This window comes from Streptomyces corynorhini (assembly GCF_003346515.1).
GTDB classification, from domain to species: domain Bacteria; phylum Actinomycetota; class Actinomycetes; order Streptomycetales; family Streptomycetaceae; genus Streptomyces; species Streptomyces corynorhini.
Map to the genome: position 1 here is coordinate 15,839 of NZ_QQNA01000202.1, position 14,237 is coordinate 30,075.

At 73.2% G+C, this 14,237-nt stretch carries 10 protein-coding genes; 5 read left to right on the top strand and 5 right to left on the bottom strand.

Going from position 1 to position 14,237, the window contains the following annotated elements:
• Window positions 1-38 precede the first annotated feature (38 nt).
• Together DVH02_RS23900 and DVH02_RS23905 are read right to left on the bottom strand one after the other, a co-directional pair.
• Window positions 39-923 (bottom strand): alpha/beta fold hydrolase, encoded by an 885-nt coding sequence (locus DVH02_RS23900; RefSeq protein WP_114625902.1) that lies wholly within the window; start codon window positions 921-923, stop codon window positions 39-41.
• A gap of 682 nt (window positions 924-1,605) precedes the next feature.
• Window positions 1,606-2,298: a metal-dependent transcriptional regulator gene (locus DVH02_RS23905; RefSeq protein WP_114625891.1), complete on the bottom strand. Its 693-nt coding sequence runs from the start codon at window positions 2,296-2,298 to the stop codon at window positions 1,606-1,608.
• Between the two features lie 204 nt (window positions 2,299-2,502).
• On the opposite strand from DVH02_RS23905, the gene DVH02_RS23910 reads away from it, so the two are divergent.
• The 3 genes from DVH02_RS23910 (at window position 2,503) to DVH02_RS23920 (ending at window position 6,053) form a co-directional block, all read left to right on the top strand.
• Window positions 2,503-3,258: an SIS domain-containing protein gene (locus tag DVH02_RS23910; RefSeq protein WP_114625892.1), complete on the top strand. Its 756-nt coding sequence runs from the start codon at window positions 2,503-2,505 to the stop codon at window positions 3,256-3,258.
• Window positions 3,259-3,890: 632 nt separating this feature from the next.
• Window positions 3,891-4,478 (top strand): carbonic anhydrase, encoded by a 588-nt coding sequence (locus DVH02_RS23915; protein WP_114625893.1) that lies wholly within the window; start codon window positions 3,891-3,893, stop codon window positions 4,476-4,478.
• 75 nt (window positions 4,479-4,553) lie between these two features.
• Window positions 4,554-6,053, top strand: a complete 1,500-nt coding sequence (locus DVH02_RS23920) for a SulP family inorganic anion transporter (RefSeq protein WP_114625894.1) — start codon at window positions 4,554-4,556, stop codon at window positions 6,051-6,053.
• Between the two features lie 97 nt (window positions 6,054-6,150).
• On the opposite strand, the gene DVH02_RS23925 is transcribed toward DVH02_RS23920, so the two are convergent.
• Window positions 6,151-7,755 carry a PAS domain-containing protein gene (locus DVH02_RS23925; protein WP_114625895.1) on the bottom strand — a complete coding sequence of 535 codons (1,605 nt, stop codon included), beginning with the start codon at window positions 7,753-7,755 and terminating at the stop codon, window positions 6,151-6,153.
• Between the two features lie 462 nt (window positions 7,756-8,217).
• Window positions 8,218-8,925, bottom strand: coding sequence for a pyridoxamine 5'-phosphate oxidase (pdxH, locus tag DVH02_RS23930; protein ID WP_114625896.1), 708 nt, complete (start codon window positions 8,923-8,925; stop codon window positions 8,218-8,220).
• Window positions 8,926-9,325: 400 nt separating this feature from the next.
• Between pdxH and DVH02_RS23935 the strand changes: the two genes are divergently transcribed.
• Window positions 9,326-10,426 carry a citrate synthase 2 gene (locus tag DVH02_RS23935; protein ID WP_114625897.1) on the top strand — a complete coding sequence of 367 codons (1,101 nt, stop codon included), beginning with the start codon at window positions 9,326-9,328 and terminating at the stop codon, window positions 10,424-10,426.
• A gap of 111 nt (window positions 10,427-10,537) precedes the next feature.
• Here the strand turns inward: DVH02_RS23935 and DVH02_RS23940 are convergent, their stop codons facing one another.
• Window positions 10,538-11,563 carry an EamA family transporter gene (locus DVH02_RS23940; RefSeq protein WP_233518428.1) on the bottom strand — a complete coding sequence of 342 codons (1,026 nt, stop codon included), beginning with the start codon at window positions 11,561-11,563 and terminating at the stop codon, window positions 10,538-10,540.
• A gap of 529 nt (window positions 11,564-12,092) precedes the next feature.
• Here DVH02_RS23940 and murJ point away from each other — a divergent pair.
• Window positions 12,093-13,952, top strand: a complete 1,860-nt coding sequence (gene murJ / locus DVH02_RS23945; protein WP_114625898.1) for a murein biosynthesis integral membrane protein MurJ — start codon at window positions 12,093-12,095, stop codon at window positions 13,950-13,952.
• Window positions 13,953-14,237 lie beyond the last annotated feature (285 nt).

Below are 14,237 nucleotides of genomic sequence, written 5' to 3' on the forward strand. Positions count from 1 at the left end.
CGGGGCGGGTGCTCCTGTCGGTCGCCCTTGTCGGGCGCTCAGCTCCGGGAGACCGCGTCGAGGAACGGTTCTATCGCGGCCCGCCAGGCGTCCGGCCGGTCGTAGTGCGCCAGGTGGCCGGCGTCCGTCACCTCCGCGTACTGGCCCCGGGGCAGGACCCTGACCATCTCGTGGGCCTCCGCGCGGCCCAGCTCGCCGTCGAGGCCGCGCACCACCAGGGTCGGGCAGCGCACCTGGGCCAGCTCCTCCCAGTGCGCGTCGTGGACCCAGGTCTCGCGGGCCATCAGCATCTGGCCGCGCGAGAAGACCGGGCGCCAGCCGTCCGCGCGCTCGGTCATGACCTCGGCGAAGAACTCTCCGCGCGCGGCCGTGGGGCGCTCCACCCAGGGGTCGTCCTCGCCGAACCACTTCCGTACGTCGGCGAGGGTCGCGAACGGGACGGGCCAGGCGTGGAACCAGTCCCGCCACTCCCGCTGGGAGGCGGCCCCCAGCGCGGACGCCCGCATGTCGCTGATGACCAGGGCGCGGACCAGATCGGGGCGCTTGGCGGCGAGCTGCCAGGCGGTGAGCGCGCCCATGGAGTGGCCGATGAGCGTCACCGGCGCCAGCCCGAGCTGCTCGATCACGGCCTCCGCGTCCGCCACGTACGCCTCACGGGTGTACGGGCCGCGCTCGGGCTTGTCGCTGCGGCCGTGGCCCCGCTGGTCGAGCGCGACCGCGCGGTGCCGCCCGGAGAGCCAGCGGGCGGTGGAGGCCCAGTGCGAGGCGCGGCCCATCAGCCCGTGCAGGAGCAGCGCCCCGCCCGGTCCGCCGGTCCCGGCGGCGGTCCCGGTCGCGTCCTCGTGCCCCTCGGGCGGATCGGCGAACTCCCACGCGGCCAGGCGTACCCCGTCCGCTCCGGTCACATCGACGCGCTGCACCATGTGTACCGGCACCCCCTTCGGGTCCTGAGTGGTCGGAGCCGGGCCCCTACCGGGGACCGGTTCCGCTACGTCCAGCCATGCACAGCGTATCGAACGTCTATTCGAACACGCGTCTCTTCGCCTCGTACACCGCTCGTTCGTGTGACCACATCGCGGGATTGCCGGACGCGGCCAGGGGGAGATCTTCTCCGGGAGGCGGGCCGCTCGGGGATGACGGCCCGAAGAGACGACCCTGGGCGCTCGGGGCCCCGGGTCGACGTGGGGGGAGACGGGCTCCGGTGCCTCAGGGCGCCGGAGCCCGCCCCGCACAGCCCACACAGCCCGCACACCGCCGATCCGCGCGCCGAGCGCCCGGAGAGGCGCGGCGCACGGAGGAGGCGAGGGCCGCCAGGGGCCCGCGCCGGGGACGCGAAGGGCCCGCTACGGCGTACCCACGAAGGAGTGCCGTCCGCCCGTGGGACGGGCCCGACGGCGTCCGGTGCGCCGCGCACCCCGCCCCGGCGCGTTCACCCGGCGCGTTCATTCGTCCTTCGGATGACGCCGAGCGCTCCCGCGAGGCGGAGGGCCGCCCCAGCACTGGCAGTACCGGGGTGATCCCGACAGCGCGGCGAGCGTTGCGCCCGACGTCGCGAGCCGGGCGGGATGTGCGGGATGCGTCGGACAGCGCCTGGCGGCCCGCAGGTCAGCGCTTGGCCACGAAGACGTGCGACGCGACCTCGGAAACCAGCTCCGCGGCCTCACCGCTGCTGCCCACCAGCACCCCGCCGGGCGATTCCGTCACACTCACCACGGAGCCGGGCTGCACGCCCGCGCGCCGCAGCGTGTACATCAGCTGGGCGTCGGTCTGGATCGGCTCGCCGATCCGCCGCACCACCACCGTCTTGCCCTCGGCGCCCGGATCCAGCTCGGCCAGGCTCACCATGCCCGCGTCGAGGAACGGGTCGGCCTCGGTCTTCTCGCCCAGCTCCTCCAGGCCCGGGATCGGGTTCCCGTACGGCGACTCCGTCGGGTGGCGCAGCAGCTCCAGCACCCGCCGCTCCACCGCCTCGCTCATCACGTGTTCCCAGCGACACGCCTCGGCGTGGACCTGCTCCCACTCCAGGCCGATGACGTCGACCAGCAGGCACTCGGCGAGCCGGTGCTTGCGCATGACGCGCGTCGCCAGCCGCCGCCCCTCCTCCGTCAGCTCCAGATGCCGGTCGCCCGCGACCTGGACCAGCCCGTCCCGCTCCATGCGGGCCACGGTCTGGCTGACCGTCGGGCCGCTCTGATCGAGCCGCTCCGCGATCCGGGCGCGCATCGGGACCACGCCTTCCTCTTCCAGTTCGAGGATGGTGCGGAGGTACATCTCCGTGGTGTCGATCAGTCCGGACATACGTGCCCCTCGATAAATCGTGCGCTGGCCCTGAACCAATTCTGACGCATACCACCGACAACCGTGCCGGGTCGGAAGACGCCGAGGCGGGCACGGCCTTCGGACGCGTCGCGTAGCCGTATTGACAGAGTAATGGTCCAGACCTCAACGTGATCCGCGGCACAGGCATTCCCCCACCCCTGGACCCCCGGAAGGGCCTCCTCCATGAGCGAGAGCAAGCTGGCCGGTCAGTTCTTCGACGCCGCGATCGAACGGCTCCAGCGGGTACGGGACGAGGAGTCCGCGGGCATCGCCGCCGCCGGCGCCGCCATCGCCGACACCGTCGCCGCCGGGGGCCGCCTCTTCGCCTTCGGCGCCGGCCACTCCTCGCTCGCCGCCCAGGACGTCGTCTACCGCGCGGGCGGCTTCGCCGTCATGAACCTGCTCGTCGTGCCGGGGGTGGTGGGCGTCGACGTCATGCCCGCCACCCTGGGCTCCGCGCTGGAGCGGGTGGACGGGCTGGCCTCCGCCGTACTGGGCTCCTCACCGGCCGAGGCGGGCGACGCACTGGTGATCATCTCGCTCTCGGGGCGCAACGCGCTGCCCGTCGAGATGGCCCTCGCCGCGCGGGAGCTGGGGATGAAGGTCATCGGGGTCACCTCCGTCGCGTACACGGAGCGCACCACCCCCCGGCACCACTCGGGGACCTTCCTCAAGGACCACTGCGACATCGTGCTCGACAGCCGAATCCCGGTGGGGGACGCGGAGTTGACGGCCACCGGCATCGAGGCGCCGTTCGCCCCCGCCTCCACCGTGGTCACCAGCGCGCTGATGCAGGCGATGATGGCGACGGCCGCGGGAGAACTCGTCGAACGCGGTATCGAGCCGCCATTGCTGCGGTCGGGCAATGTCGACGGCGGCCTCGAATGGAACAGCCGCGTGATGAACGAGTACCGGGACCGGATTTTCTACCGCCACTGAAACCGGTACGGCCCGAGCCCCGTACGGACCGATTCCCGTACGGACCGAGCCCGTACGGCCCGGCGTCCGCGGAACGGCCCGCGCCGTTACCGCCGGGTCGCCTCCGGGTCGCCCTCGCCATAACCAAAGCAACGGGAGTCGCCGACGGGGCGACAGAAACCGATGCCACCACCGTGCACGGCCGGGGCCTGCGGGAACACCACCCGCGGGCTTCGAACGTCTGCACGCCTCTCGCACGGCACTTTGCGTCACCAAAGGTCTACGTGGCGGAATTTTGATCTTTCATCAGAAGGTAATGTTCGGGTAAAGTGCTGGTAGCTGCGATGCCGCATCATCGGAGCTACCGAACGACCCGGAAAACGGAAAGGGCGACCAGTGCGAGCCGTGGCGGACCGCGAGTTCACCGGCAGACGCGGCATCACCGCGGCCTGACCCAGGGATCTCCCGACGAGCCACCGCGGGCCTCCCGCGACTGCCGTAACCCGGCAGGACGCGACGCCCGTTCGGCTCCGCCTCTCTCCGCTGTTCCCCTCTTTCCCGCTTTTCCCGCTTTTCCCGTAACTCCGTTCCACCCCCCACTGACCCGACCACACCGCGCCCCGGCGAACCGGGAGTGCAGGAGGCAGGCCATCATGAAGTCCACACTCATCGACAACGCCCGTTCCTTCTCGATACAGGTGGCGGAAAGCCCCGAGGAATTCCGCGAACTCGCGGCCGGGCAGACCCCCGAGGTCCTGTTCATCACCTGCTCCGACTCGCGCGTCATCCCGTCCCTCATCACCGGCGCCCGCCCGGGAGAGCTGTTCGAGCTGCGCACGGCGGGCAACATCGTCCCCCGCTACGACGAGCGGCGCCCCAGCGGCGAGGCCGCCACCATCGAGTACGCCCTGCGCGTGCTCCACGTCCGTGACCTGGTCGTCTGCGGCCACTCGCACTGCGGCGCCGTGGGCGCCCTGGTGCGCGGCGAGGATCTGTCCGGCGTTCCCGCCGTGCGGGGCTGGCTGGACGACTGCGACCCGTCCCTGCCGGACGGCGACGACCTCGCCCACGCGGTCCGGCACCACGCGGCGACCCAGCTCGGCACGTTGCGCGGCTATCCCGCCGTCCAGGAGAGGCTCGCCGAGGGGCGGCTCGCCCTGCACGCCTGGTACTACGAAGTGGACACCGGCGCCGTCAGCGTCCACCGGCCCGAGCTGGGAGGCGAGTTCAGACCGCTGTGAGACCACCTCATCAGCGCCTGTTCCCCGCCTCTCCCGTCCGTGTCCACGGACCACACCGCTAGGACGGCCTCCGTCATGTTCTCTCTCCTGAAGGACCGTACGGTCCTTCGGCGCGACATCCTCGCGTCCCTCGTCGTCTTCCTCGTCGCGCTGCCCCTCTGTGTCGGGGTGGCCGTCGCCTCCGGCGTCCCCGCCGAACTCGGTCTGATCACCGGTATCGTCGGCGGGCTCGTCGTCGGCTGCCTCCCCGGCAGCTCCCTCCAGGTCAGCGGTCCGGCGGCCGGGCTGACCGTCCTCGTATACGAAGCGGTCAAGGAGTTCGGGCTCGGCACGCTCGGCGCCATCGTCCTCGTATCCGGAGTGTTGCAACTCGCCCTCGGCGCCTTCGGTTTCGGCCGCTGGTTCCGGGCCATCTCGATCGCCGTCGTCCAGGGCATGCTGGCGGGCATCGGCCTGGTGCTCGTCCTCGGCCAGGTGTACGCGATGGCCGACACCGCGCAACCCTCCGGCGGGCTCGGCAAGGTCGGCGGGCTGCTCGAACTGCTCGTCGGGATCGTCACGGACACCACGGCCCTGACCGCGTTCCTGATCGGCGCGGGCACCATCGCCGTACTGGTGCTCTGGCCCCGTCTCCCGGCCAGGTTCCGGGTGCTGCCGGGGCCGCTGGCCGCCGTGGGGCTCGCCACCGGCACCGTGTTCCTGCTGGACCTGCCCGTCGCCAAGGTCGAGGTCCAGGGGCTGCTGGAGTCGATCAGCCCACCGGGTCTCGGCGCCTTCGGGGAGCTGGGCACGATCGCCGCCGTCGGCACCGTGCTCGCCTTCACCCTGATCGCCTCGGCGGAGAGCCTGTTCAGCGCCGCCGCCGTCGACCGTATGCACGACGGACCGCGCACCGACTACAACAAGGAGCTGATGGCCCAGGGCGTGGGCAACACCCTCTGCGGAGCGCTCGGCGCGCTGCCGATGACCGCGGTCATCGTCCGCTCCGCCGCCAACGTCCAGGCGGGGGCGCGTACTTCGCTCTCCCGCGTGCTGCACGGCCTGTGGCTGCTGCTGTTCGCCGCGCTGCTTCCCGCCGCGATCGGCGTCATCCCCCTCGCCGCCCTCGCGGGCGTCCTGGTGCACGCCGGCTGCAAGCTGATTCCCGTACGGGACCTGGCGCCGCTCTGGCGTGACCACCGGGGCGAGGCCGTGATCCTGGTCGTCACCGCGCTCGCGATCCTGGTCACCAACCTCTTCGAGGGCGTGGTGCTGGGGCTGCTGCTCGCGGTGGTCAAGACCGCGTGGGAGATCTCCCACCTCAACGTCGACGTCCGCGAACTCACCGGTGGACGGCTGGTGGTGACGATCACCGGGAACGCGACCTTCCTGCGGCTGCCCAGGACGATGGAGCAGCTGGAGGAGCTGCCGAAGGACCGGCCGATCGAGCTGGACCTGTCCGGGCTGCGCCATGTCGACCACGCGTGCCGCGTCGCCCTGGAGAACTGGGCGCTGCGCCACAACGACGGCGGTACGGAGCCGGTCAGGATGAACCCGCCGGTGGCCGAGAGCGGCCGGAGCACGACGGCCTCCTGACCGCGCGGGCGCCGGGCGACCGGGCGGCGAGCGTGCCGCCCGGTCGCCAGGTCGCGCGGTCGCGCGGTCGGCAGGTCGCGCGGGCGCCCGGTCGCGCTCAGCCGAGGCCGGTTCCGCCGTCGTTCCCGGCCCCGTCGTCGTTCCCGGCCCCGGCCCCTGCCCTGTTCCCGCCCCCGGCCTCGTCGTCGGCCTCGTCCCGCGCCAGTAGCGCGGCGAGGTCCAGGCACGCCGCCACGCGGATCGTCACGTCCTCCGCGTACACCGCGTCCGGTCGCTCGAAGGGCGGCCGGCTCGCGCCTCTCAGGAACGTCACCACCCCCAGCGACCTGCCCCGGCAGCGCAGCACCGTGCACAGCGCGTGCACCGAGTCGCGCGGCCACTGGCGCGCGCTCGCCCACGCCGGGGCCGGTACGGGTACGGCGCCGGGGTCGGCGCCCGCCGGGGCGCTGGCGCGCACCGAGCCCGTACGGTCCATGGCCTGGAGCGCCGGGTGCGTGGCCGCGTACCGCACCGGTATGCCGCCCGCCTCCACCGCCGTGCTGGGCCCCGCCTCCCCGCCCTCGGGCGTCGCCAGCGCCCGGATCAGCCGGACGGGCGCGCCGGGGCCGGGCGCGGGCGCGCCCGGGGGCCGCTCCGCCGCCACCAGATCCACCAGCGCGTGGTCGGCGAAGCCCGCGAGCGCGAAGTCCAGATGGACGGTCGCCGCCTCGGCCGGGTCCTCGCACTCGGCGGCGGCCCGGCTCGCCCGGTGCAGCTGGCTGGCGCGGAAGCGCAGCCGGTCGGCGCTCTGCGCGGCGAGCTTCGCGTCGGTGATGTCCTGGAACATCCAGCCCACGCCCAGCGGCACGGGCTCCTCCGCCAGCGGGGACGCCAGCCGCAGGAACCCCGAGCGCCAGCAGCGGCGCCGGTCGCCGCCCGGCGTGCGGACCGTCACCCACAGCTCGGCGAGCGCGCTGGGCGCGCCGTCCGAGAGCACATGGTGCAGCGCGGCCTCCAACTCCTCCACGCCCTGGGCGAGCAGCTCGCCGAGCGGCCGTCCCAGCACGGAGGCGCGGGCCGGTCCTTCGGTGCGCTTCGCGCCGAACGCGCGGGCCGCGTGCCCGTTGACGACGGTCGGCCGCAGATCGACGTCCACCAGCACGACGCCCCAGGCAGCGTCCTCGAAGAGGGCTTCGCTGAGCGCGATGGAGCGCTCCAGGTCGATCTGGTCGTGGACCTCGCTGAAGGCGCTGTACACCCCGGCGGGTCTGCCGTCCGCGCCGCGCACCCCGCTGGACTGGGTCCTGATGAGGACCCGGCCGCCGTCCTTGCGCAGCAGCGCGAACTCGTCGACCTGGCGCCCCGGCGTCCGCATCGCGGACATCAGCCGGCCCAGCGCCGCGTCCGCGTCGGCGGAGCGCGCGGCCCAGCCGGCGAAGCCGTGCCGGCCGACGGCCTCCTCGGCGCTCCAGCCGAGTATCCGCTCGGCCTCACGGTTCCAGTGCGTGATGACGCCGTCCGCGTCGAAGGCGCAGAGCGCCGCGTCCATGCCGTCGAGGAGGGCGGCGAGCAGGTCGGACCCGGGGTCGTCGGACGCGGCGCCGTGCGGGCCGCCGCTGCCGTCTGCGGGGTCGTCGCCCGAGCCGGAGTCCGAGTCCGGCTTTCCGGATATCGGCTCGTCCGGTCCGGGAGCGTTGGTGGTCTCGCTCCGAGAAGCACTCATGCCTGGCACCCCCTGCGGGACGTCTTCGCCTGTACGGACGCACGACGAGCGGGCGGCGTCCGTACGATCATTCAACTCGAACGTGACCCAGCACACACAAGGTTCCCCGAAATCGGTGTGTTCAACAAATCTCAATAATTCACTTGAGCACTCCGGAGAGCGCGCCTAACGTGGCACGCACACCGAAAGGAGGTGATCCGGCAGATGTATTCAGTCCGGACAAGTGAGGTGGCTGCGGGCTAACGGCTCGCCGTCGTATCTCAAGCGGTACTCGGCCGGTCGAAGGCCGAAATCCCCAGCAGTCACCCGACCCGCGGACCGCCGGTATGTCCGGCCGGCTCCCTCTCCGGAGGGACCATGGTCCGCGGGTCGTCTGCGTGTCCGCCCGCCCCGGCCCCGCCATAGGCCCGCGGGACTGCGGGCCTACGGCGGGCGGGCCAACGGGACTGCGGGCCTACGGCCCTACGGGCAGAGCCGCTCCACCCGCCAGCCGGGCCGCCCGTGCGGGCCCTCGCCGCGCACGTACCGCAGCCGGTCGTGCAGCCGGTTCTCGTGGCCCTGCCAGAACTCGACGGTGTCCGGGGTGACGCGGTAGCCGCCCCAGTGCGGTGGCACCGGGACCTGTTCGTCCTCCGGGTAGCGGGCGGCGAGGTCCTCGTAGCGGCGCAGCAGCACCTCGCGGGAGTCGACGGAGGTGGACTGGTCGCTGGCCCAGGCGCCGAGCTGGGAGCCGTGCGGGCGGGTCCTGAAGTACGCGGCGGTCTCGTCGCGGCCGGTCCTGGCCGCCGTACCGGTCACGATGATCTGTTGGGTCAGCGGATGCCAGGGGAAGAGCAGCGAGACATGGGGGTTGGCCGTCAGCTCGCGCCCCTTGCGGGAGGTGTAGTTGGTGAAGAAGACGAAGCCGCGCTCGTCGTAGCGCTTGAGCAGCACGGTGCGCGAGGAGGGACGGCCCTCGGGGGTGGCGGTGGAGACGATCATCGCGTTCGGCTCGGGGAAGCCGCGGGCGACGGCGGCGGCGAACCAGCGGGCGAACTGCTCCATCGGAGTGACGGCGAGATCCGCCTCCCGCAGCGGGGGTGAGTGGTACTGCTCGCGCATGGCGGCGGGATCGGCGAGGTCGGGGGAGCCGGCGGGATCGACCGGGGTGTCGTGAGGCACGGGGGTCATCCTGCCGCAGGGCCGGGTTCGCCCCGCACGGAGTGCCGCCGGTCCCGCCAGGCGGCGGCCCGGGGCGGTGCCCCAGGCGGCGGCCCGGGGCGGTGCCGGTCGGCACGCTTCCCCGCGCCGCTGGGAAATGGCCGGAATCGGGTGCGGAATCGTGGAACGGGCCCTGTGCGCCTCGTACGGCAGCGGCTATCGTTCCCCACTCGCGCAGGCCGAGGGCCGAGGCCGTGGTCCGCGGGGTCCGCGGGCCGCCGGATTCCGCGGGCCGTCGGGTCCGCGGGCCGCCGGATTCCGCGGGCCGTCGGGTCCGCGGGCCGTCGGGTCCGCGGGCCGCGGCGGCGGTCCCCGTTCGCTCAGCAGCGGCCCGTAGCGACCGTCACGACACGACACGAGGAGCCACCTGATGTCCGACTTCGTACCCGGCCTCGAAGGGGTCGTCGCCTTCGAGACGGAGATCGCCGAACCGGACAAGGAAGGCGGCTCGCTCCGCTACCGGGGCGTCGACATCGAGGATCTGGTCGGACAGGTGTCCTTCGGCCATGTGTGGGGGCTGCTGGTCGACGGGGCGTTCGACCCGGGGCTGCCGCCCGCCGAGCCCTTCCCGATCCCGGTCCACTCCGGGGACGTCCGGGTCGACGTGCAGGCGGCGCTGGCGATGCTGGCCCCCGTGTGGGGGCTGCGGCCGCTCCTCGACATCGACGAGCGCACCGCCCGCGACAACCTGGCGCGGGCCGCCGTGATGGCGCTGTCGTACGTGGCGCAGTCGGCCCGGGGGCAGGGGGTGCCGATGGTGCCGCAGCGGGAGATCGACAAGGCGCACTCGGTCGTGGAGCGCTTCATGATCCGCTGGCGCGGCGAGCCGGACCCGCGCCATGTGAAGGCCGTGGACGCGTACTGGACGTCCGCCGCCGAGCACGGCATGAACGCGTCCACCTTCACCGCCCGGGTCATCGCCTCCACCGGCGCGGACGTGGCGGCGGCGCTGTCGGGGGCGGTGGGCGCGATGTCCGGGCCGCTGCACGGCGGGGCGCCCTCGCGGGTCCTCGGCATGATCGAGGAGATCGAGCGGACCGGCGACGCGACGGCGTTCGTCAAGCGGGCGCTGGACAAGGGCGAGCGGCTGATGGGCTTCGGCCACCGCGTCTACCGGGCCGAGGACCCACGCGCCCGGGTGCTGCGGCGGACGGCGCGGGAGCTGGCGGCGCCGCGCTTCGAGGTGGCGGAGGCGCTGGAGAAGGCCGCGCTGGAGGAGCTGCACGCGCGCAGGCCCGACCGGGTGCTGGCGACGAACGTGGAGTTCTGGGCGGCGATCGTGCTGGACTTCGCGGAGGTTCCGGCGCACATGTTCACGTCGATGTTCACGTGTGCCCGTACGGCGGGCTGGTCGGCGCACATCCTGGAGCAGAAGCGGACGGGGCGTCTCGTGCGTCCGTCGGCCCGTTATGTGGGACCGGAGGCACGGGACCCGCGGGAGATCCCGGGGTTCGACACGATCGTCGGCTGAGCGGACGGGCGGACGGGCAGCTGAACGGACGGACGGCTGAACGGCTGAGCGGACGGGCCCGGCCTCCCCCGCGCCTCGCGCCCGGCGCCCCCGCACCCCCGCGCTTACCGCCTACACCTTCGTCTTCGCCCGCGCGGCCGCCTTCGCCCGCGCCTTCGCGACCTCCGTACGCATGCGGCCACGCCGCGCCGTCTGCGTACGGACCGCGCCGATGCTCGCCGCGATGACCAGCGCGATGGCGAGCGCGTCGGTAGCGGACAGCGCCTGGTGCAGGACGAGGAATCCGGCGGTCGCCGCTATGGCGGGCTCCAGGCTCATCAGCACCGCGAAGGTGGGGGCGGGCAGCCGGCGCAGCGCGAGCAGTTCGAGGGTGTACGGCAGGACGGAGGACATCAGCGCCACCGCGAACCCCAGCACCAGCGTGCTGGGCACCATCAGCTTCGCCCCGCTCTCCACGATGCCCAGCGGCAGCGTGAGCAGCGCGCCCACCCCGAGCGCGAGCGCCAGCCCGTCGACCTGCGGGAAGCGCCGTCCGGTGCGGGCGTTGAACATGATGTACGCGGCCATCATGCCGCCGGCCGCGAGCGCGTACGCGACGCCCACCGGGTCGAGCCGGTCGAACCCGCCGCCGAGCAGCGCCAGGCCGCCGAGCGCGAGCGCCGCCCACAGGAGATTGACCAGGCGGCGGGAGACGATGACCGAGAGCGCCAGCGGTCCGAGGACCTCCAGCGTGACCGTCGTGCCGAGCGGGATGCGGTCGACGGCCTGGTAGAAGAAACTGTTCATGGCGGCCATGGCGGTGCCGAAGGCTATGACCGTGCCCCAGTCCGCCCGCGAGTAACCGCGCACCTTGGGCCGGCAGAAGGCGAGCATCACCACGGCGGCCAGCCCGAGCCGCAGCGAGACCACCCCGAGGGCCCCGGCGCGCGGCATCAGCAGGACGGCGACGGCCGCGCCGAACTGCACCGACAGCCCGCTGGCGACCACGAGGGAGACCGGCCCGAGCGAGCGCCGCGCGGAGCCGTCGCCGCCGCCGGGAGCACCGGGACCGCCCGGGGCGGCGGCGCCCCCGGAGGCAGTGGCGCGGCCCGCTGCCTCGGGCAGCGAGGCGGCGACGACGGCACTCGGCTCTTCCACCGGACAATCCTCCAGTACATTCGAATGGACTTGAAGTTCAAGATACTGCACCCCCGCGAAGCTCCCCACGCGGGACGGTACGGCCCCCGGGCCACCCCTGGGAAATACCGATCGTGGTGCGGTTACGCTCCGGCGCACGACCATCGAGCTGCGTCATCTCCGCCGCTTCCCCGCCATCGCCGAAGAGCCCGGCATCACCGGCGCCGCGGCCCGGCTCCCCCTCACGCAGCCGACCGTCTCGCGCACCCGCACCCGCACCCGCACCGGGCTGGGCGGGACATCCAGGGCCTGTCCGGCAGAGAGCCCCATCCAGCACAGAGCACCGTCCGCCCGCAAGGCGTCGCGAGCCAGGCGGGATCCGCCCGACGGGCCCCGCACGACGGGACCCGCCCGACCGGGCCTGGACAGTGAGCCCGGCAACCGCGTTCACCTGCGCCGGAGTTGGGCAGTTCGGGGGCCGGGTGAAAGAGTGTGCCGTCGATCGACGACGGGCCCTCGCGGGCCGGGGCTGACGAGGTGGGGCAGGCAGATGAGTGCGCCGGACGGCCGGAGCGGTACGCGGGAACAGACGGGCGGGTACCTGACGGACGACACCGTCCAACTGCGCCCGCCCGAGCGGCGGTACGGTACGGCCGCACCACGCCGCATCCCCCGCCCGGCCCCGGCGGCCGGGCCCGTACCGGCGCCCTCGTCCCCCCACGCGCCCGCGCCCGCACCCGCGCCCGCGCCCGCGTCGAAGTCCAAGCCGCCGGGCGGCACGGCGAGTCTGGCGAAGTCGAGCGCGCTGATGGCGGCGGGCACGATCGTCTCGCGCGTCACCGGCTTCCTGCGCACGCTCGTGATGGCCGCCGCGATCGGCGTCGGCACGCTCAACGACTCGTACCAGGTGGCCAACGTACTGCCCACCATGATCTACGTACTGGTCGGCGGCGGCGCCCTGAACGCGGTGTTCGTACCCCAGCTCGTCCGCGCCATGAAGCGCGACGACGACGGCGGCGAGGCGTACGCCAACCGGCTGCTCACCCTGGTCGTGGTCGCCCTCGCCGGGGTCACCACGCTCTGCGTGCTGGCCGCGCCGCTCCTCGTCCGGATGATGTCGCCGGACATCGCCTCCGACCCCCGGCGGATGGCGGTGACCGTCGCCTTCGCCCAGTACTGCCTGCCCACCCTCTTCTTCATGGGCGCGCACGTCGTACTCGGCCAGATCCTCAACGCCCGGGGCCGGTTCGGCGCCATGATGTGGACGCCGGTCCTCAACAACATCGTCGTCATCGCCGCGTTCGGCGGCTTCATCCACGCCTTCGGCGGCTTCACCGGCTCCGGGGTCACCCCCTCCAACATCACCCCGGAGGGCGTACGGCTCCTCGGTGTCGGGACGCTGCTCGGCCTCGCCGTGCAGGCGCTGGCCATGCTGCCGTACCTGCGCGGCGCCGGGTTCCGGCTGCGCCCGCGCTTCGACTTCCGGGGCCACGGCCTCGGCAAGGCCATGGGCCTGGCCAAGTGGTCCCTCTTCTTCGTCCTGGTCAACCAGGTCGGCATGGTCGTCGTCACCCAGCTCGCCACGAAGGCGGGCGCCGCCGCGGAACGCGCCGGACACACCGGCTCCGGCATCACCGCGTACAACTACGCGCTGCTGCTGTGGCAGATGCCGCAGGCCATCATCACCGTGTCGGTGATGACCGCCGTGCTCCCCCGGATCTCCCGCGCGGCCCAGGACAACGACATGGCCGCCGTACGCGCCGACCTCTCCTACGGCCTGCGGACCTCGGCCGTCGCCATCGTGCCGTGCGCCTTCGCGTTCCTGGCGCTCGGCATGCCCATGGCCACCCTGCTGTACGCGGGTTCGGGCGCCGACGGCGCCCGGGGCATCGGGTACGTGCTGATGGCCTTCGGCCTGGGGCTCATCCCGTACTCGGTGCAGTACGTCGTCCTGCGCGGCTTCTACGCGTACGAGGACACCCGCACCCCCTTCTACAACACCGTCGTCGTCGCCCTGGTGAACGCGACCTCCTCGGTGCTCTGCTTCACCTTCCTCCCCGCGCACTGGGCCGTCGCGGGCATGGCCGCCTCGTACGGTCTGGCCTTCGCGGTGGGCGTCGGCATCGCCTGGCGGCGGCTGCGCAGGCGCCTCGGCGGCGAGCTGGACGGCGCGCGCGTACTGCGCACGTACGTACGGCTGGTCGTCGCCGCCACCCCGGCGGCGGCGGCCGGGGGAGGCGCCGCGTACGGACTGACCCGCCTCCTGGGCTCCGGCGCGCTCGGCTCGCTGGCCGCGCTGGCGGTCGGCGGAACCGTGCTGCTCCTGTCGTTCCTGACGATCGCCCGCTTCCTGCGGCTGCCGGAGCTGACCGCCCTGCTCGGAATGGTGCGCGGACGCGTGGGCCGCTGAGCCCGGGGGGAGACGGAGAAGGAACGGCAACCTTCCGCTCCCCGGCGGCGACTTGGGGATGAGCCGACTGACGCTCACGCTGCCCCCGCGCCGGCCTACCGGCGGGGGCAGACCCCCCACCGTCCCGCAGGAAGGCAGCGCCGGTATGTCCGTCCGCTTAGAGGCCGCGCGAATAGGTGGGGCGGCGTCGCGGGGCGACGGGCGGCGCCTGGCTGCGTTGTCGTCGGTCCACGACTCCCCCACTGCCTTAAGGGCGTGGGAGGTGCCCCCTCCGCGTCGCCTCCC

Coding starts and splice junctions, on each gene's coding strand:
- DVH02_RS23900 (WP_114625902.1), bottom strand. CDS start 923: ATGGTGCAGCGCGTCGATGTGACCGGAGCGGACGGGGTACGCCTGGCC.
- DVH02_RS23905 (WP_114625891.1), bottom strand. CDS start 2,298: ATGTCCGGACTGATCGACACCACGGAGATGTACCTCCGCACCATCCTC.
- DVH02_RS23910 (WP_114625892.1), top strand. CDS start 2,503: ATGAGCGAGAGCAAGCTGGCCGGTCAGTTCTTCGACGCCGCGATCGAA.
- DVH02_RS23915 (WP_114625893.1), top strand. CDS start 3,891: ATGAAGTCCACACTCATCGACAACGCCCGTTCCTTCTCGATACAGGTG.
- DVH02_RS23920 (WP_114625894.1), top strand. CDS start 4,554: ATGTTCTCTCTCCTGAAGGACCGTACGGTCCTTCGGCGCGACATCCTC.
- DVH02_RS23925 (WP_114625895.1), bottom strand. CDS start 7,755: ATGAGTGCTTCTCGGAGCGAGACCACCAACGCTCCCGGACCGGACGAG.
- pdxH (WP_114625896.1), bottom strand. CDS start 8,925: ATGACCCCCGTGCCTCACGACACCCCGGTCGATCCCGCCGGCTCCCCC.
- DVH02_RS23935 (WP_114625897.1), top strand. CDS start 9,326: ATGTCCGACTTCGTACCCGGCCTCGAAGGGGTCGTCGCCTTCGAGACG.
- murJ (WP_114625898.1), top strand. CDS start 12,093: ATGAGTGCGCCGGACGGCCGGAGCGGTACGCGGGAACAGACGGGCGGG.